Source organism: Pantoea sp. PNA 03-3, assembly GCF_003201175.1.
GTDB classification, from domain to species: Bacteria; Pseudomonadota; Gammaproteobacteria; order Enterobacterales; family Enterobacteriaceae; genus Pantoea; species Pantoea stewartii.
Window position 1 is genome coordinate 267679 of record NZ_QICO01000003.1, and the last position, 17027, is coordinate 284705.

The following is a 17027-nucleotide window of genomic DNA, read 5'->3' on the forward strand; positions in this document are numbered from 1 at the left end:
TTCACCCGTTTTCTTTCCACACGTTACGCAATCACAAAACGCGACACCGATCCTGCCAGCGTTTGCGCCTGATCGTGCAGCGCACTGGCGGCAGCGGACGACTGCTCCACCAGCGCGGCGTTCTGCTGCGTCACGTTATCCATCTCAACAATCGCGACGCCTACCTGCGCAATGCCGCGATTCTGCTCTTCCGACGCATGAGAAATTTCGTTCAACAGATCCGTCACGTTACTGACCGAGTTGACGATCTCCCCCATGGTGTTCCCCGTCTGACTCACGAGTTGCGAACCGGCATTAATACGCGCCACAGAATCATGAATCAGCGCTTCAATCTCCTTCGCCGCCTGCGCACTGCGTTGTGCCAGATTACGCACTTCGCTGGCTACCACGGCAAAGCCCCGACCTTGTTCTCCGGCCCGTGCCGCTTCTACGGCGGCATTGAGTGCCAGGATATTAGTCTGAAACGCGATACTGTTTATCACGGAGGTGATTTCTGAGATTTTGCCAGAGCTGGTGGTGATCTCATTCATGGTGCTGACCACATCCGTAACCAGCTGCCCACCGCGGCTGGCGGTGTCGAAGGTTTGCTGCGCCAGTCGACTGGAATGATGAATGTTGTCTGCGTTCTGCTTAACCGTTGCGGTCAGTTGCTCCATGCTGGCTGCGGTCTGCGCAAGGGCGGCGGCCTGGCTTTCTGTGCGGGCTGACAGATCATTATTGCCGGAGGCAATCTCCGCTGAAGCCTGACTGACGCTGGTCACGCCACTGCGGATACCGCTGATAATGCGACGCAGCTCATCGCTCATTTCACCGACTGCATGCATCAGTTCGCCCAGCTCATCCCGACGGGACGATTTCAGCACGGTGCTGAGGTTGCCACGCGCCATCTGATTAGCGACGTGCAGCAGTTCAGCGAGAGGACGCGTCAACTGGCGGGTAATAAACAGGGCGATAAGAATGCCTGCTACGATAGCGGCGATGATAATCACCGTCATCAGCCAGACGGCCTGATTCGCGTCGTGATTGGTCGCATCTAACTGTTGGGTAAACAAGGCGTTGCTCATGTCGGTCAGGATTTTGCCCGCAGCCGCCAGTTGCACAGTGGCTGCGTCACCAGCCGCCACCGACGCCATCAGCGCATTGATATCGCCCTGTTTGGTCTCAAGCTGTGCGCTGACTTTTTCAAGCGCAGCACTGTCTGCGGCGTTAAGGCGCGGTTTGACCTGAGCCATCAGCTGCACGGTTTCCGACAGGAAGTTGCTCAGGGCGTTGCGATCTTCTTCTTTGTGCTCAAGGCCAAAGAGTTTGACACGTACCGCCACGCCGCCCAGGTGTTTATTGATTTCCTGTAACGCCGCGCTCGTCTGCGGGTCACTGCTGTTGCTTGCGGCCAGTTGGCTGATAGCCCGCATCTCATCCGCCACGGACAGGTTCTGAAGCGCCTGTGCCCCGTTACGGACAGCCTGTACCGTATCGGCGCGTTTCTGCCGGTAAGTGGCAATAGCGGACGGCATCGCCGTAATCATCGCCTGCTGACTGTCATCCCAGTGAAAAACGCCCAGGTTTTTCAGATTCTGATCCACCTCTTTCAGCAGATTTTCGTTAACGTCGATGAATTTTTCATCATGCGTTTTCACGAACTGCAGTCGGGCATCTTTGGCCTGTGAAAACCGGTCATTAACGCTTTTCAGCTCCCTGAGCTTTTCGGCCCGGACGCTGATGTCGTTCAGATTTTTAATCCCGCATATCGCTACGGCCAGACTCAAAAGTAAAATCAGTCCAAAACCGAGCATCAGCTTTTTGCCCACTTTCAAATTCTCAAAAAAATGACTTAACCCGCTCATTCAAAAAGTTCCCTTGGTCAATGTGCCGAAATAATCAAACGTAATGTGCCTAAATGCTTAGACGTTATCGGCAGCGAGTAAATTGTATTCAGTATAAATAATTACATAAGCAAATAGTCTGCGTCAGTCTGAACAAAAACGGGCAGAACAGAGGACCAAAAACAGGCGCAAAAGTGAAAGAAAGCGGGCGTCGGTTAAACCGGTTTCCCCCGGCAAAGGGGGGAAGAAACGGGGCGGAACGGCGGGGTGAAAAAGACGTCTCAGGGCAGGAATATCAAGGCAGCTCTGGCGGTTGCCACTCTTCGACTTCAATCAGGACCAGCAGCGCGGCGTCGCCACCAAACATTTTGGGTGCCTGATGAAACGCCATTACCCAGGGATGCTGAGCCAGCCACAACGGCGTTTGTTGCTTTAAAATATGTTTACCATGTCCGGTCATCACGCTGGCACAAAAAAGGTGTTCGCGACGGCAGGCGGCAATCAACGCGCCCAGTTCCTGTTTGGCCTGCATCTGTGTGAGCCCATGCAGATCGAGAAAAATTTCTGGCGTGTAATCGCCCCGACGCAGCTTTTTCAGCTCGAAATGGCTCACGTCCGCACGGACATAGCGCGTCGCCCCTTCTGTGGACAGCAGCGGCTGGAACTCATCGGAAAAATAATGGCTGTTGTCCGCTTGCTCAGACAGCAGGCGTTTAACCGGCACGTCGCGGGTTTTGACCACCGGCTTATGCACGATAGTATCTTGTTTCAGTTCTCGCGTGCCGGTCATTAACTGACGGAACAGCGCTTGATCATCCTGGCTCAGGGTCGGTTTTTTACGCATGGGTCGTGAATCATGTCTGAGGTGGCTGATTAACAGCAGAAGCCATTACCTTACCGTTTACTGTCATTAATTGTCAGCTTTTTCACCTTGCTGCGCTGAATTCTGCTCGGCTTCGTGGCAAACTATCGGCCGATTTAGTTAAAGGCCTGCGGAGGGCTATGTGGACAAAATTTTCGTCGATGAGGCAGTGAACGAACTGCACACCATTCAGGATATGCTGCGCTGGTCGGTCAGCCGCTTTACCGCGGCTGGCATCTGGTACGGACACGGCACAGATAATCCCTGGGACGAAGCCGTCCAGCTGGTTCTGCCCACGCTTTGGTTACCGCTTGATATTCCGGAAGACATGCGCAATGCCCGCCTGACCGCCAGTGAACGTCATCGCATTGTCGAACGCGTCATTCGTCGCGTTAACGAACGCATCCCGGTTGCCTATCTGACTAATAAAGCCTGGTTCTGCGGCCATGAATTCTATGTCGATGAACGCGTTCTGGTTCCCCGCTCGCCGATTGGGGAGCTGATTGAAAACCGTTTTGCCGGCTTAATCCCTGAAAAGCCGCGTCATATTCTGGACATGTGCACCGGAAGCGGCTGTATTGCCATCGCCTGTGCTTACGCCTTCCCGGACGCCGAAGTTGACGCGGTGGATATCTCCCACGATGCGCTGGCGGTGGCGGAACAAAATATCGAAGAGCATGGTTTGATCCACCATGTCACGCCGATTCGCGCCGATCTGTTCCGCGAATTGCCGCCTGTGCAATACGATCTGATCGTGACCAATCCGCCCTATGTGGATGCCGAAGATATGGACGATCTGCCGGGCGAATATCACCATGAGCCTGAGCTGGGTCTGGCGGCCGGAAGCGATGGCCTGAAGCTGGTCCGCCGTATTCTGGCCTGTGCGCCGGGTTACCTGAGCGAAAACGGCGTGCTGATTTGCGAAGTCGGCAACAGTATGGTGCACATGATGGAGCAGTATCCCGATGTGCCTTTCACCTGGCTGGAGTTTAACAACGGTGGTGACGGTGTCTTTATGCTCACCCGTCAGCAAATCGTTGATGCACAGCACCATTTCTCATTCTATAAAGACTAAAAAGAGGGGCGAGCGTTCGCCCGTCAAACCGTAACAAGGAATCTCAATGGCCGGAAACAGCATCGGACAGTTCTTTCGCGTCACCACCTTTGGCGAATCTCACGGCATTGCTCTGGGATGTATTGTTGATGGCGTGCCGCCCGGCATTCCGTTGACCGAAGCCGATATCCAGCACGATCTGGACCGCCGCCGTCCGGGCACTTCGCGTTATACGACGCAGCGCCGTGAACCGGATCAGGTCAAAATTCTGTCAGGTGTGTTTGAAGGTGTCACCACAGGGACCTCGATTGGCTTGCTAATTGAGAACACCGATCAACGTTCGCAGGATTACGGCGCCATTAAAGATCTGTTCCGACCCGGCCATGCGGATTACACCTACGAACAAAAATACGGTACGCGCGACTATCGCGGCGGTGGCCGTTCATCGGCACGTGAGACGGCGATGCGCGTGGCGGCGGGCGCCATCGCCAAAAAATACCTGCACATGCAGCACGGGATCGTGGTGCGGGGCTATCTGGCGCAGATCGGCGACGTGGCCTGTGAACTTAAAGACTGGACCATCGTTGAAGAGAATCCGTTCTTCTGCCCGGACGCCGATAAGCTTGAGGCGCTGGATGAACTGATGCGCGCGCTGAAAAAAGAGGGCGATTCTGTCGGTGCCAAAGTCACGGTCATGGCGGAAAATGTCCCGCCGGGCCTGGGCGAACCGGTCTTTGATCGCCTGGATGCGGATCTCGCGCATGCGCTGATGAGCATTAACGCCGTGAAGGGCGTTGAAATTGGCGACGGCTTTGCCGTGGTGAATCAGCGCGGCAGTCAGCATCGCGATGAAATTCGGGCTAACGGTTTTCAGAGTAACCACGCAGGCGGCATTCTCGGCGGTATCAGCAGCGGTCAGACTATCAGCGCCAATCTGGCGATGAAGCCGACCTCCAGCATTACCGTGCCAGGCAAAACCATCACCCGCGACGGGGAAGAAGTGGAGATGATCACGAAAGGCCGTCACGATCCCTGCGTGGGCATTCGTGCGGTGCCGATTGCCGAAGCCATGATGGCAATTGTGCTGATGGACCATCTGCTGCGCCAGCGTGCGCAGTGTGGCGATGTCAATTCCACCGTCCCACGTTGGTAACCTGATGAAAGTGATGCTGATGCTCAGCGCGCTGTTACTCAGCGCGGCAAGCCTGGCGGCGACGCCGTGGCAGCGTATTCAGCACCCTGTCGCGGGTGCACCGAATGCGATTGGCGGCTTTGCCAACGGCTGTATTGTCGGCGCGCAGGCTCTGCCGCTTAACTCACCGGATTATCAGGTCATGCGTCAGGATCAGCGCCGCTATTTCGGTCATCCCGACCTGATTCTGTTTATCCAGCGCCTGGCCATGCAGGCGCACAATCTGCAACTGGGCAATGTGCTGATTGGCGATATGGGCATGGCTGCCGGCGGACGCTTCAGCAGCGGCCATGCCAGCCACCAGACCGGACTCGACGTGGATATCTGGCTACAACTGCCGAAAACCCGCTGGAGTGCACAGCAGTTACTGAAACCTCAGCCGCTGGATCTGGTGGCCGCCGATGGCAGGAACGTCGTTGCGCGTCACTGGCAGCCTGAAATCGCCAGTCTGATTAAACTGGCGGCGAAAGATGAAGATGTCACGCGCATCTTCGTCAATCCGGCGATTAAAAAGCAGCTTTGCGCGGATGCGGGTACAGATCGAAGCTGGTTACATAAAGTACGGCCCTGGTTCGCGCACCGCGCCCATATGCACGTCCGTTTGCGCTGTCCACAGGGCAGCCCGGATTGTGAGGAGCAGGCTCCCCCGCCTCCCGGGGATGGCTGCGGGGCAGAGTTGCAGAGCTGGTTCCTGCCAAAGCAGCCGGGTTCTGCGCCTGTGAAGCGTGAACCCCCGCCGCTGCCGCCTGCCTGTCAGGCGCTGCTGGATAAACATTTACTGTAAGGGTTCCCATGGAGTGGTTCATTGCCAGCCCGCTGGCGGTTGTCCTGCTGTTTTTTATTGCGCTACTGGCTGGATTTATTGATTCGATTGCGGGCGGCGGTGGCCTGCTCACGCTTCCTTCTCTTCTGGCGGCCGGGCTGTCGCCGGCGCAGGCGCTGGCGACCAACAAACTCCAGTCGGTCGGCGGCTCTTTCTCTGCCAGCCTGTATTTTGTACGGCGGGGAGCCATTACGTTGCGTGAGCAACGGCTGAATATCGCCATGACCTTTCTGGGCGCGGTGGGCGGCGCGGTGCTGATTCAGCATCTTCAGGCCGATTTCCTGCGGCAAATCCTGCCGCTGCTGCTGATCGCCATCGGTATGTGGTTTTTGTTAATGCCGCGCATTGGCGAGGAAGACCGGGTGCATCGTCTCAGGGGGCTGCCTTTTGCCCTTATCGGCGGCGGCTGTATCGGTTTTTATGATGGTTTTTTTGGCCCGGGAGCTGGCTCGTTTTATGCGCTGGGCTTTGTGACGCTGTGTGGCTTTAACCTGGCGAAAGCGACTGCGCATGCCAAACTGCTTAACTTCACCTCAAATTTCGGCAGCCTGCTGTTCTTTATCTTTGGCGGGAAAGTGGTGTGGGGCACCGGCCTGATCATGATGCTGGGCGCGGTCTGTGGCGCACGACTGGGCGCAAGGCTGGTTCTGGCGCGTGGGCAAAAGCTGATTCGTCCGATGGTGGTGATCGTTTCGGCGGTCATGAGCATGAAATTGCTCTGGGACAGCCACGGCAGTGAGGTTCTGGCCTGGCTGGCGGCGCTGAATCTGTAATACTTTACGTGAACATTGAATGACAAAACATGACTACCCGCAGCTCATTACGCTGTTTGACCGCTGCTTTAGCGAAGACTTTCAGACCCGTCTAATTAAAGGCGATGATGAACCGATTTATCTTCCTGCAGACAGCGAATCACCATGGAACCGGGTGGTGTTCGCCCATGGTTTTTACGCGAGTGCGCTGCATGAAATTTCGCACTGGTGCATTGCCGGTGAAGCCCGGCGCAAGTTAGTCGATTTTGGCTACTGGTATTGCCCGGACGGGCGGGATGCGCAAACGCAAAGCCAGTTTGAATCGGTTGAGGTGAAGCCGCAGGCCCTGGAGTGGATGTTTTGCGTTGCCGCAGGCTTTCCCTTCAATGTCAGTTGTGACAATCTCGATGGCGATTGTGAGCCCGATCGCATTGCTTTTCAGCGTAAAGTTCATGCCCAGGTCATGAGCTACCTGGCGTCGGGCATTCCTGCCCGTCCCGCACGCTTTATTTCAGCCCTGGCTGAATTTTATGGCAGGCCTTCTCTGACCGCATCACAGTTTCCATGGCCGGAAGATGTGTAATGCAGAAGGGATTATTTAACAGAGGAATTGAGATGATCGCAGAATTTGAAGCGCGTATTCTGGCCCTGATTGACGATATGGTTGAGCACGCCAGTGACGATGAGCTGTTTGCCAGCGGTTATCTGCGTGGCCATTTAACCCTGGCAGTCGCGGAAGTGGAGCAACTGGATGACCACACGCCGCAGGCGCTGCAGATTCAGGTCACCCGCAGCCTGCAAAATGCCATTGCCGCCGGGGAGTTATCGCCACGGGATCAGGCGCTGGTCATTGGCATGTGGGATAATCTGTTTTTACAGGCGCGTCAGCAGACTGCCTGAGTGAGCAGGGCGGCATGCCGCCCTGGTGCTATTTCCCCGCTTTTTTGCCCTTCAGCAGCTTTCTGACCCAGTAACGATTAGGATTCAGCGCCGCCAGCGTGCTGGCATCCAGCGGCTGGGGTTCGCCGCTCAGCTGTGCCGCCAGGACTTCTGCCGCCAGCGGTGCGCTGCACAGCCCGCGCGAGCCCAGTGCGCCGAACAGATAAAGGCCGGGAAAGTACGGCGCCGCTGGGATCGCCGCTCCGCGGGCATTCTGCTGCGCCAGATCGGCATAAAGCGCAAGCGTCGCTGCGTAATCCGGCGCACAGCCCACCATCGGTAAGTGATCCCGCGTGGCACAACGTACGCCGCTGCGCGCTGCGTTCTGACTGACATCCACCGCATTAACCCAGTCGCTGTGCGGCAGGCAATGCTGCAGGCGGCGGTGATTCTCCTGCTGATCCGCTTCACGAAAGGCGGTGGAGGTCTCGCCCCGGTGATAGCTGGCCCCGATACAGTGCGTCGCAAACTGGGGACTGGCGGGCGTGAGATAGCCATCGTAGCAGAGCACCGTCCTGAGCGCCGACAGCGCAGGCGATACGGGAACATGGCTGACCTGACCGGCCACCGGATACACGGGCAGCGCGTCGGTCTGGGGCAGGTCGGTGAGGTGATGCCCGTTCGCCAGCACCACGGCAGCGTGATGCACATCGGGCTGTTCGCTAAAGGTTAACGTCCAGCCCTGCGCATTCTGACTGAGCGCGGTGACGCGATGCAGCCAGTGTACACGCAATCCCAGTTGCTCGCCCCTGGACAGCAGGGAAGAGGTCAGTTCGGCCGGGGCTAACCAGCCGCCCATCGGGTAATAGATGCCGCCGCAGTGCAGCGCAACCTTCGCCAGCGCCTCGGCTTCCTGTTGCGTCACGCCATGGGCAATCTCTTCAGGTAATCCCATCGCCAGCATCTGTTCAATCTTGCTGGCACTTTTATCGTCCCAGCCGAGCTGCAGGACGCCGCTCCAGTCGTGTTCGAACGGCAGATCCAGCGCGTCATACAGGCGACGGGCAAACGTGAAGGCGGCGGGGAAAAAGGTGGCAAGCGCCGGATCGTGCTGATTAAGCAAAGGGTACAGTGCGCCCTGACGATTGCTGGATGCGCCCAGCGCGGGGGCTTCGTCGGCGCAATACAGCGTAACGCGCCAGCCGCGGCGCAGTAAAGCCAGGGCCAGCGTCGCACTGGCGATACCGCCGCCCACCAGAGCAACCTCTTTTTCAGACGGCGCAGGCCGGGCATACCAGGGTTGGCGCGGGTACTGTGCTGGTGCCTGTTCAAGCGAGCCGCACAGCATTTCCCGTTTTGGACCAAATCCTTTACGGCGCGTGACCGCAAAGCCCGCTTCCTGCAAGCCACGACGTACGAAACCGGCGGCCGTAAAGGTGGCAAATGTGCCCCCTGGCCGGGCCAGCGCCGCCATCGACTGAAACAGTTCCGGCGTCCACATATCGGGATTTTTCGACGGCGCAAAGCCATCTAAAAACCACGCGTCGACCTGACGATGCAGACTGTCATCAAAATTATTAATTAGCGCATTAATATCGCCTAACCACAGATCCAGCGTGATGCGGCCGGCATCGAATAACAGCCGCTGGCAGCCGGGCAGGGCCAATGGCCACTGACGCTGGAGTTGGTCGGCCCAGGGCGCAAGTTCAGGCCAGTGCTGATGGGCCGCCATCAGATCGGCCTGGGTCAACGGAAATTTTTCAAAGCTGATGAAATGCAGTCGCTTCAGCGCCGCATCGGGATGATGACGCTGGAACTGGTCAAACGCCTGCCAGAGCGTAAGAAAGTTAAGGCCGGTGCCGAAGCCGCTCTCGGCCACAATCAGCAGGTCGCGTGGGTGGTGGTGAAATCGTTGGGGGAAATCATTGCCACCCAGAAACACGTAGCGCGTCTCTTCCAGACCATTGTCGTTGGAAAAGTAGACGTCGCCGAAGGCTCGGGAAACAGGTGTACCCTGTTCATTCCAGCTCAGTTGGGCATGTTCAACCGGAGACAGTTTCACAGTAAAGGCTCATTTTTCAGGGAATGGCAGGAGTTTATCGGCCGGGGGAAGATGACGCAAATTTACAAAGGAATTGGCTGATCGGACTTGTTCGGCGTACAAGTGTAAGCTAGAGTGCTCGTCAAATAACAGAAGTGTTGAGGAAGATTGAATGAAACGTGCTGTGATTACTGGCTTAGGGATCGTTTCCAGTATTGGTAATAACCAGCAAGAGGTGCTGGCATCTCTGCGTGAAGGCCGCTCAGGCATCACTTTTTCCCAGGAGATGAAAGATTCCGGCATGCGTAGTCACGTCTGGGGTAACGTTAAACTCGATACCACCGGCCTCATTGATCGCAAAATTGTGCGGTTCATGAGTGATGCGTCCATCTATGCTTACCTGTCAATGGAAGAAGCTATCAAAGATTCTGGCCTGAGCAACGAAGCCTACCAGAACAACCCTCGCGTAGGTTTGATTGCAGGTTCCGGCGGCGGTTCTCCACGTTTTCAGGTTTTTGGCGCGGATGCGATGCGCAGCCCACGCGGCCTGAAAGCCGTTGGCCCTTATGTGGTGACCAAGGCGATGGCATCCGGTGTTTCTGCCTGCCTGGCCACACCGTTTAAAATCCACGGCGTAAACTACTCTATCAGTTCAGCCTGTGCGACCTCTGCACACTGTATTGGTAACGCGGTTGAGCAGATTCAACTGGGCAAGCAGGATATCGTTTTTGCCGGCGGCGGCGAAGAGCTGTGCTGGGAAATGGCCTGTGAGTTCGATGCGATGGGCGCCCTGTCGACCCGTTACAACGACACGCCAGAAAAAGCGTCACGTACCTATGACAACGAGCGCGACGGCTTCGTTATCGCAGGCGGCGGCGGTATGGTCGTGGTGGAAGAGCTGGAACATGCGCTGGCTCGTGGCGCGCACATCTATGCTGAAATCGTGGGCTACGGTGCCACCTCTGATGGTGCTGATATGGTCGCACCGTCAGGTGAAGGCGCTGTACGCTGCATGAAGATGGCGATGCAGGGCGTGGACACGCCAATCGACTATCTGAACAGCCATGGTACCTCTACGCCAGTGGGCGATGTCAAAGAGCTGGGTGCTATTCGTGAAGTGTTTGGCGAAAACACACCGTACATCTCTGCGACCAAAGCCATGACCGGCCACTCCTTAGGAGCGGCGGGTGTGCAGGAAGCGATTTACTCACTGCTGATGCTGGAGCACGGCTTTATCGCCCCAAGCATTAACATCAGCTCGCTGGACGCCGCGGCAGAAGGCATGAACATCGTGACAGAGCCGACGGAAAAAGCCCTTACCACCGTGATGTCTAACAGCTTTGGTTTCGGCGGCACCAACGCCACCCTGACCCTGCGTAAATACCAGGCATAAGTGTGGCGAAGCGTCATGTTGCGCGCAGCATGACGCACACACATCCAAAAGGTCGGCGATTGCCGGCCTTTTTTGTTTCGGTCCATTAGTCACGTTGACGGGATGCGCTACGTGACAGCAGCCTGACCAGCCTGTCACATCCCGCCACGATTTCATCCGGCGTGAGCGCCGCAAAACCTAATAGCCAGCCTTGCCGGTTTGTTTTTTCGCTATACAGCGGGCTGAGCCGGGGTAACAGTAAGCCCGCGTTTGCCGCCTGTACGGTCAAAGCGCCTTCATCCCCCTGTAACAGGTTAACAGCCAGCTGCAGTCCGCCCGGACAGGGAAAGGGGGTGAGCCACGGCGTCAGACGCTGTTCAATCTGTTCCAGTAAGCGATCGCGACGGCTCTGGTAAAGCTGACGCATCAGGCGCAGATGACTGGCGAAGTGCCCCTGCTGCATAAACGCGGCGGTCACCGCCTGGGGAAGCAGGGCGCTGTGACCATCCAGAATGCTGCGTACGCGACCCGAGGGTTCCACCAGTGCCTCGGGCACGACCATCCATGCCAGGCGCAGGGACGGGAACAGGGATTTTGAAAACGTGCCTAAGGTTATCACCCGCTGATCCCTGTCGAGTGCGTGCAGCGCGGGAGCGGGGCGCTCATCATAGTGAAACTCACTGTCATAATCGTCTTCGATGAGCCAGCTACCGTTGCGGCGAGCCCAGTCGAGCCAGGCGAGACGACGTGGCAGACTCAAGGCAACACCTGTCGGATACTGATGGGAGGGCGTCAGGTACATCAGCTTTGCCGCGCCAGGCTGAGGGACGGCGCCCTGGCCATCCACACTTATTCCGCTCACGCGGGCACCCGCAGCCAGAAAGGCGTTGCGTGCGCCCGCATAACCCGGCTCCTCCATCCACACGTTATCGCCAGGGTCGACCAGCATCAGCGCCAGTAGCTGAAGGGCCTGCTGCGAGCTGGTCAGAATCACGACCTGCTCAGGCTGGCAGTGAATGCCGCGCGACAACGCAAGGTAATCAGCCAGCGCGTGGCGCAGTGGCATATAGCCTGACGGATCGCCATAGCCCATCACGCTCTGGCCTTCGCTGTGCTGGATACGTGCGGTTAACCGCCGCCAGACCGCATGAGGAAACGCCCGCAACTCCGGAGAACCCGCTGCAAACGCACAGGGAAACGGCGCGTCCTGGCAGCCGCCTGTCGCCAGGACCTGCTGGCCGCGTCGTGACAACCGGGCCATGCGGCTGGCGCGAATGCGGGGAGCTTTGTCAGGGAGAGTGATGGCAACAAAACTGCCCCGGCCTGTTTCCCGCCGCAGATAACCCTCGCTTTCGAGCTGGGCGTAAGCCGCTTCCACCGTCACGCGTGACAGCGTTAAATCCGTGGCCAGCTGACGTGTAGAGGGCAGTTTCTGTCCGGCCTGAAGGTGCGCGGTTTCTATCCACTGACGCAGCGTGGCGCACAGGCGGTCACGCAGACCGCCCGTGGTCTGATGATGAAACAGTTGCAGAAGCGGTGACGACATAATGGTCTTATCAACAGGTTCAGATGGGTCTTAGTCAGGCATCCACTTTGCCGTACACTGCCGTCATCACACAACAGGAGAAATGCCGATGTCATCCGTTTTACGTTTCCCTCCCGCCTCACCGTCGCAAAGCGTGGCGTATCTGCAGGCTAAACTGGCGTATTACACCGATGCCTGGGATCTGGCTGAGGATCTTTCCCGTCAGGTTCAGGGGATTGTGGTCGTGGATGCGCGAAAGGCAGAGGCATATCGCGGCGGTCATATCTGTGGCGCGATCTCTTTCCCGCACCGGGAAATGAACGAAGCCAGCACGGCCCGCCTGGATCGTAATAAAGTGTACGTCACCTACTGCGATGGGATTGGCTGCAATGGCTCAACCAAAGCGGCGCATCAGTTAGCCTTGTTGGGCTTTCAGGTGAAAGAGCTGACTGGCGGGCTGGATTTCTGGAAGCGGGATGGTCACCCCATGGCATGGGGCGATGAGGCGGGCGAATGGCCGCAGACAACGGCTGCGGCATCCTGTGGTTGCTGATTTACAGCACCAGCCAGAGCAGAAAGGCCAGTACGATCAGCCCGACGACCGCGGCCAGTAAGGGGCGCTCAGCCAGCGGTTTCAGCGCGGGCGGCAGCGAGGCGGAAATCGGTGCCCAGATGGGGTGCGGATTCAACTCACTGTCGGCCAGCGCCTGCTCATGGGCTCGCTCTGCGCGCCGTGAAAACAGGAAGTTAAGCAGATCCTGCGTCTGGGTCGGCGTCAACACCGTTTGCGGGGTAGCCTGGAACCGTTGCTGGCTGTAATCCTCCAGCATCTGCTGCTCACGCTTGTCCAGAGGATGTTTCAGTGAGCTTTCAATCAGCTGCAGCGTTGGCGCGCTGTGCTGGCTCAGCGTCTGACGCACCTGGAGATACTGAGTCAGTAACGGGTAATGGCGTGAAGGAATCGGATCGCCACTGGTCAGGTTCACCAGCTTCAGCGCCGCCGTCCAGATTTTGCCGCTGGATTCGCCGGTGGCGGCCGCCAGGCGGACGATCTGCTGATTCAGCGCCTGGTGTTCGGCGGGCAGCAGAGAGCGATCGCTGGTGCGACTCTGTTGCGGCTGGGGGATTGCCATCTGACCATTTTGCAGCATGGTTAACACCTGACGCAGCTGGTCCTGCGTCAGGGCACTCAGCACCGTCTGACCAAACTGCTGACGGATAAAATCACTGACAGCCTGACGATTGTTTCCTTTCGGCAGCAATTCGGTCAGTTGCGTCATTAGCTGACGTGTGGCATGGCCATTTTGCACCTGCGCCAGGCGGGCGTTGAGAAACTGCTCGGCAGCCGGGAAGTGGCGCGACTGCAGTTCCGCTTCACTCTTCACACCCACTTCATGGCGCAGCCCAGCCCAGAGCTCCGGCGCTTTTAACGTGCTGAGGGACATGATGCGCACAATCAAACGCTCAAGCGTCGTACGCTGGGCAGGCGACAGCGGTTGTTCACCGGCAACGCTGCCCGGACGTGAAGTGTCAGTTTGGGGATTAACAGATGAACGATCGCCGACCGGCACACCGGGGCCGCTGACAGGTTGCATGGCGGATTCCTTGGAAAACAGACTAGCGTGGGGTGCGCCGGAAACAGAATACGCTATGATAACAAAAGCCCCCTGGAAATCCACGGGGCTGATGTGTTTCAACCAAAGATTTACTTACTGATGCGCAGGCGTGGCTTTACGGCGCAGACGTTTCCATACAAACGGAACAATCAATACCGCCACGGCCAGGATCAGCAGCACTTTGGCAATCGGGCTCTCCCACAAAATCGCCATTTCACCATTGCTGATAGACAGCGCACGGCGCAGGTTCTGCTCCAGCATTTCGCCCAACACGAAACCTAAGATCAGCGGTGACATCGGAAAGTCCATTTTTCGCAGGATATAGCCAAAAACACCAAGCCCGACCATCAACAGCAGGTCAAAGGTGGTGCTGTGTACGGCGTAAACGCCAACCGCAGAAATGGCGGCAATGGCCGGTACCAGAAACCACAGCGGAATGGTCAGCATACGCGCGAACACGTTGATCATCGGGATGTTCATAATCAGCAGCATCACGTTGCCAATTAACAGCGCCGCAATGAGCCCCCAGACGATATCCGGCTGTTCGGTAAACATCGCCGGACCGGGCGTGATGTTATATAGCGTCAACGCGCCGACCATCACCGCGGTGGTGCCAGAGCCCGGAATGCCCAGCGTCAGCATCGGAATAAACGATCCGCACGCCGAAGCGTTGTTGGCGGCTTCCGGCGCAGCAACACCACGAATATCGCCCTTACCAAACTGGTCGCTGCCGCTGATTTTTTTCTCTGTCATGTAGGCGATTGCGCTGGCGATGGTGGCACCGGCTCCGGGCAAGACACCGACAAAGAAACCAATAAATGATGATCGCAGCGTCGCCCCGGTCGACTGGGCGGCTTCTTTCATGTTGAACATCATGCGGCCACTGGCGCGCACCACCTTTTGTCCCGTATGGGTGGATTCCAGCATCAGCAAAATTTCGCTCACCGAGAACAGGCCAATGACCACCACGACAAACTGAATGCCGTCGGAGAGGTGAACGCTGTCAAAGGTAAAGCGATAAACGCCGGTGTTGGCATCCACGCCAACGGTCGCCATGCTTAAGCCAATCAGGGCGGACAGAAATGACTTGAGCGGATTCTGGCTCATCATGCTGCCCAGGCAGGCAATGGCAAACACCATCAGCGCAAAATACTCCGCCGGGCCAAACGCCAGCGACCAGCGCGCCAGCAGCGGGGCGAACAGGATGATGCCGATAATCGCAATGGTGGAGCCGACAAACGAACTTACGGCAGAGACAGACAGCGCTACGCCCGCTTTTCCCTGCTGTGCCATGGGGTAGCCATCCAGCGCGGTCATAATCGCGCCAGCGTCGCCCGGCACATTGAGCAGTATCGACGAGATGCGTCCGCCGTATTCACAGCCCAGATACACCGTTGCCAGTAAAATCAGGGCAGACTCCGCAGGCAGGTGCAGCGCAAAGGCCAGCGGCATCAGAATGGCCACGCCGTTGATCGGACCCAGACCGGGCAGCAGGCCAACAATCGTTCCGATAAAGCAGCCAGTTAAGGCAATCAGCAGGTTTTGCGGTGTCATGGCAACGGCAAAACCCTGCATGAGAAAAGACCAGATATCCATTTTTCTCTCCTTAGCTCATCAGGCTGCCAGCCGGCAGGGTGACATCCAGCAGATGGTCAAAGGCGTAAAACAGCGCCCACCCCATAACCGCGCCGGACAGGACGGCGGCCCACCAGCGCGCGCCAAACAGCATGCCGATGCCGAAGGTCAGGAGCGCGGTGGATAACGGGAACCCCAGACGTTCAAACAGCCAGCCATACACGAACAGCATGACGGCCAGCGCCACCAGACGTTTCATCGTCTGCGGTGCGGGCCACTGGATGGCATCGGGCTTTCTCAGTAGCAGCATGACGGCACACAGCGCCATCAGGGTGAGCAGCGCCAGCGGAAAAGGCCGCGGGCCGACGGGTTCATAACTGTATTCACTCTGGATTTGCCAGGCGACAACTAACCCTGCCAGACATAACACCAGCCACAGCGTGGCAAAAATACGATCGCTCATGATGCGCTCCGGTTACTTAGCCAGACCAAAGGATTTCGCCTGCTCACGGTAAGCGGCCACCTGATTCTTCACGTATTTATCCAGTTCTGCGCCAAAGAGATTGAACTCAAACAGGCCACGCAGTTCGCGCTGTTGCCTGAATTCGGGCGTTTGCACCATTTTTTCGAACGCGTTCTGCCACCACTGGTAATCCGCGTCGCTGACCTTCGGCCCCAGATAGAAGCCACGAATAATGGGCCATTCCACGTTAAACCCTTGCTCTTTCGCCGTCGGAATCGTGGCCAGCTGATCGGGCAGACGCTTGTCGGCCATCACCGCCAGGACGCGCAGTTTACCGCCTTGCAGGTGCGGCACCATTTCGCTGAGATCGCCCGACATCACCTGAATATGATTGCCCAACAACGCGGTGACGACTTCGCCCCCGCCTTCAAAGGCGACATAGCGCATTTTACGCGGATCGATACCGGCTTCTTTCGCCACCAGCGCGGTTTTCATCCAGTCCTGACTGCCGATGGAGGCACCCGCACCGACCACCACCTTGGTCGGATCTGCTTTCATGGCCGCCATTAATTCGCCCAGATTTTTCCACGGCGCGTCTTCCCGCACGGCGATCATGCCGTAATCTGTGCCGATGGCCGCTAACCACTTCACATCATCGACCGAGTAACGACCAAATTTTCCCTGCGACAGATTCAGCAGTGAGCCGCCCGAAAAGGCGACCACAGTGCCTGCTTCAGCCGGGCGCTGAGCCACAATAGCGTTATAGGCCACAGCACCCACGCCGCCAGGCATGTAGGTAATGCGCATCGGTTTTTCGATCTGTTTGGTTTCCATGAGTGAAACCTGAATCAGCTTACAGGTCAGATCGAAACCGCCACCCGGTTTGGCGGGGGCAATGCATTCGGTCCTGTCGGGGGCAGCGGCATTACCTGGCGACGGCAATATGAGAGCCAACAGGGCAGAGGCGAGGGCGGTGTGGATTATTTTTTTCATCGTGCGCTCCATCTTTCTTTCAGAGTGTGATTACTACCGACAATTCGGCGTTATTGA

Annotated in this window: 16 protein-coding genes; 8 read left to right on the top strand and 8 right to left on the bottom strand. The window is 57.4% G+C overall.

Annotation, left to right across the window (positions count from 1 at the left end; genetic code table 11):
• Nucleotides 1–23: 23 nt before the first annotated feature.
• Both C7433_RS11125 and smrB read right to left on the bottom strand, forming a co-directional pair.
• Complete coding sequence (locus C7433_RS11125; RefSeq protein WP_039339725.1) at nucleotides 24–1844, bottom strand: methyl-accepting chemotaxis protein; 1821 nt, start codon at nucleotides 1842–1844, stop codon at nucleotides 24–26.
• A gap of 274 nt (nucleotides 1845–2118) precedes the next feature.
• Complete coding sequence (gene smrB / locus C7433_RS11130) at nucleotides 2119–2667, bottom strand: endonuclease SmrB (protein ID WP_039339724.1); 549 nt, start codon at nucleotides 2665–2667, stop codon at nucleotides 2119–2121.
• A 160-nt stretch (nucleotides 2668–2827) separates the two neighbouring features.
• Between smrB and prmB the strand changes: the two genes are divergently transcribed.
• The 6 genes from prmB to C7433_RS11160 are packed head-to-tail and all read left to right on the top strand — an operon-like array spanning nucleotide 2828 to nucleotide 7406.
• The gene (prmB, locus tag C7433_RS11135; protein ID WP_006120083.1) at nucleotides 2828–3760 is read left to right on the top strand and encodes a 50S ribosomal protein L3 N(5)-glutamine methyltransferase; all 933 of its coding nucleotides are present in this window, start codon (nucleotides 2828–2830) and stop codon (nucleotides 3758–3760) included.
• A gap of 46 nt (nucleotides 3761–3806) precedes the next feature.
• Nucleotides 3807–4892 carry a chorismate synthase gene (aroC, locus tag C7433_RS11140; RefSeq protein ID WP_033740703.1) on the top strand — a complete coding sequence of 362 codons (1086 nt, stop codon included), beginning with the start codon at nucleotides 3807–3809 and terminating at the stop codon, nucleotides 4890–4892.
• Nucleotides 4893–4896: 4 nt separating this feature from the next.
• Nucleotides 4897–5715, top strand: coding sequence for a penicillin-insensitive murein endopeptidase (gene mepA, locus C7433_RS11145; RefSeq protein ID WP_172912996.1), 819 nt, complete (start codon nucleotides 4897–4899; stop codon nucleotides 5713–5715).
• Nucleotides 5716–5723: 8 nt separating this feature from the next.
• Nucleotides 5724–6527, top strand: coding sequence for a sulfite exporter TauE/SafE family protein (locus tag C7433_RS11150; protein ID WP_006120080.1), 804 nt, complete (start codon nucleotides 5724–5726; stop codon nucleotides 6525–6527).
• Between the two features lie 19 nt (nucleotides 6528–6546).
• Nucleotides 6547–7089: an elongation factor P hydroxylase gene (locus tag C7433_RS11155; RefSeq protein ID WP_110268185.1), complete on the top strand. Its 543-nt coding sequence runs from the start codon at nucleotides 6547–6549 to the stop codon at nucleotides 7087–7089.
• Between the two features lie 32 nt (nucleotides 7090–7121).
• Nucleotides 7122–7406 carry a YfcL family protein gene (locus tag C7433_RS11160; RefSeq protein ID WP_006120077.1) on the top strand — a complete coding sequence of 95 codons (285 nt, stop codon included), beginning with the start codon at nucleotides 7122–7124 and terminating at the stop codon, nucleotides 7404–7406.
• Between the two features lie 28 nt (nucleotides 7407–7434).
• Here the strand turns inward: C7433_RS11160 and mnmC are convergent, their stop codons facing one another.
• A complete protein-coding gene (mnmC, locus tag C7433_RS11165; protein WP_110268186.1) occupies nucleotides 7435–9447 on the bottom strand; it encodes a bifunctional tRNA (5-methylaminomethyl-2-thiouridine)(34)-methyltransferase MnmD/FAD-dependent 5-carboxymethylaminomethyl-2-thiouridine(34) oxidoreductase MnmC in 2013 nt (670 codons plus the stop codon).
• Between the two features lie 151 nt (nucleotides 9448–9598).
• On the opposite strand from mnmC, the gene fabB reads away from it, so the two are divergent.
• A complete protein-coding gene (gene fabB, locus C7433_RS11170) occupies nucleotides 9599–10819 on the top strand; it encodes a beta-ketoacyl-ACP synthase I (protein ID WP_033740697.1) in 1221 nt (406 codons plus the stop codon).
• Between the two features lie 85 nt (nucleotides 10820–10904).
• Here fabB and C7433_RS11175 read toward each other — a convergent pair whose 3' ends face one another.
• The gene (locus C7433_RS11175; RefSeq protein WP_110268187.1) at nucleotides 10905–12344 is read right to left on the bottom strand and encodes a PLP-dependent aminotransferase family protein; all 1440 of its coding nucleotides are present in this window, start codon (nucleotides 12342–12344) and stop codon (nucleotides 10905–10907) included.
• An 88-nt stretch (nucleotides 12345–12432) separates the two neighbouring features.
• Here C7433_RS11175 and C7433_RS11180 point away from each other — a divergent pair, with 88 nt between their 5' ends.
• Complete coding sequence (locus tag C7433_RS11180) at nucleotides 12433–12876, top strand: rhodanese-like domain-containing protein (RefSeq protein ID WP_110268188.1); 444 nt, start codon at nucleotides 12433–12435, stop codon at nucleotides 12874–12876.
• A 1-nt stretch (nucleotide 12877) separates the two neighbouring features.
• Here the strand turns inward: C7433_RS11180 and flk are convergent, their stop codons facing one another.
• The 4 genes from flk to C7433_RS11200 form a co-directional block, all read right to left on the bottom strand.
• Nucleotides 12878–13918 carry a flagella biosynthesis regulator Flk gene (flk, locus tag C7433_RS11185; RefSeq protein WP_033740689.1) on the bottom strand — a complete coding sequence of 347 codons (1041 nt, stop codon included), beginning with the start codon at nucleotides 13916–13918 and terminating at the stop codon, nucleotides 12878–12880.
• A 114-nt stretch (nucleotides 13919–14032) separates the two neighbouring features.
• The gene (locus tag C7433_RS11190; RefSeq protein WP_033740688.1) at nucleotides 14033–15535 is read right to left on the bottom strand and encodes a tripartite tricarboxylate transporter permease; all 1503 of its coding nucleotides are present in this window, start codon (nucleotides 15533–15535) and stop codon (nucleotides 14033–14035) included.
• 10 nt (nucleotides 15536–15545) lie between these two features.
• Nucleotides 15546–15977 carry a tripartite tricarboxylate transporter TctB family protein gene (locus C7433_RS11195; protein ID WP_033740687.1) on the bottom strand — a complete coding sequence of 144 codons (432 nt, stop codon included), beginning with the start codon at nucleotides 15975–15977 and terminating at the stop codon, nucleotides 15546–15548.
• Nucleotides 15978–15989: 12 nt separating this feature from the next.
• Nucleotides 15990–16970, bottom strand: coding sequence for a tripartite tricarboxylate transporter substrate binding protein (locus C7433_RS11200; protein ID WP_058701311.1), 981 nt, complete (start codon nucleotides 16968–16970; stop codon nucleotides 15990–15992).
• Nucleotides 16971–17027: the final 57 nt, after the last annotated feature.

What these genes read in the sequence shown, in the direction of transcription:
- C7433_RS11200 (WP_058701311.1), bottom strand. Translation starts at nt 16,970, where the DNA reads ATGAAAAAAATAATCCACACCGCCCTCGCCTCTGCCCTGTTGGCTCTC.
- C7433_RS11180 (WP_110268188.1), top strand. Translation starts at nt 12,433, where the DNA reads ATGTCATCCGTTTTACGTTTCCCTCCCGCCTCACCGTCGCAAAGCGTG.
- flk (WP_033740689.1), bottom strand. Translation starts at nt 13,918, where the DNA reads ATGCAACCTGTCAGCGGCCCCGGTGTGCCGGTCGGCGATCGTTCATCT.
- C7433_RS11190 (WP_033740688.1), bottom strand. Translation starts at nt 15,535, where the DNA reads ATGGATATCTGGTCTTTTCTCATGCAGGGTTTTGCCGTTGCCATGACA.
- aroC (WP_033740703.1), top strand. Translation starts at nt 3,807, where the DNA reads ATGGCCGGAAACAGCATCGGACAGTTCTTTCGCGTCACCACCTTTGGC.
- C7433_RS11195 (WP_033740687.1), bottom strand. Translation starts at nt 15,977, where the DNA reads ATGAGCGATCGTATTTTTGCCACGCTGTGGCTGGTGTTATGTCTGGCA.
- mepA (WP_172912996.1), top strand. Translation starts at nt 4,897, where the DNA reads ATGAAAGTGATGCTGATGCTCAGCGCGCTGTTACTCAGCGCGGCAAGC.
- fabB (WP_033740697.1), top strand. Translation starts at nt 9,599, where the DNA reads ATGAAACGTGCTGTGATTACTGGCTTAGGGATCGTTTCCAGTATTGGT.
- C7433_RS11175 (WP_110268187.1), bottom strand. Translation starts at nt 12,344, where the DNA reads ATGTCGTCACCGCTTCTGCAACTGTTTCATCATCAGACCACGGGCGGT.
- smrB (WP_039339724.1), bottom strand. Translation starts at nt 2,667, where the DNA reads ATGCGTAAAAAACCGACCCTGAGCCAGGATGATCAAGCGCTGTTCCGT.
- C7433_RS11160 (WP_006120077.1), top strand. Translation starts at nt 7,122, where the DNA reads ATGATCGCAGAATTTGAAGCGCGTATTCTGGCCCTGATTGACGATATG.
- C7433_RS11150 (WP_006120080.1), top strand. Translation starts at nt 5,724, where the DNA reads ATGGAGTGGTTCATTGCCAGCCCGCTGGCGGTTGTCCTGCTGTTTTTT.
- C7433_RS11125 (WP_039339725.1), bottom strand. Translation starts at nt 1,844, where the DNA reads ATGAGCGGGTTAAGTCATTTTTTTGAGAATTTGAAAGTGGGCAAAAAG.
- C7433_RS11155 (WP_110268185.1), top strand. Translation starts at nt 6,547, where the DNA reads ATGACAAAACATGACTACCCGCAGCTCATTACGCTGTTTGACCGCTGC.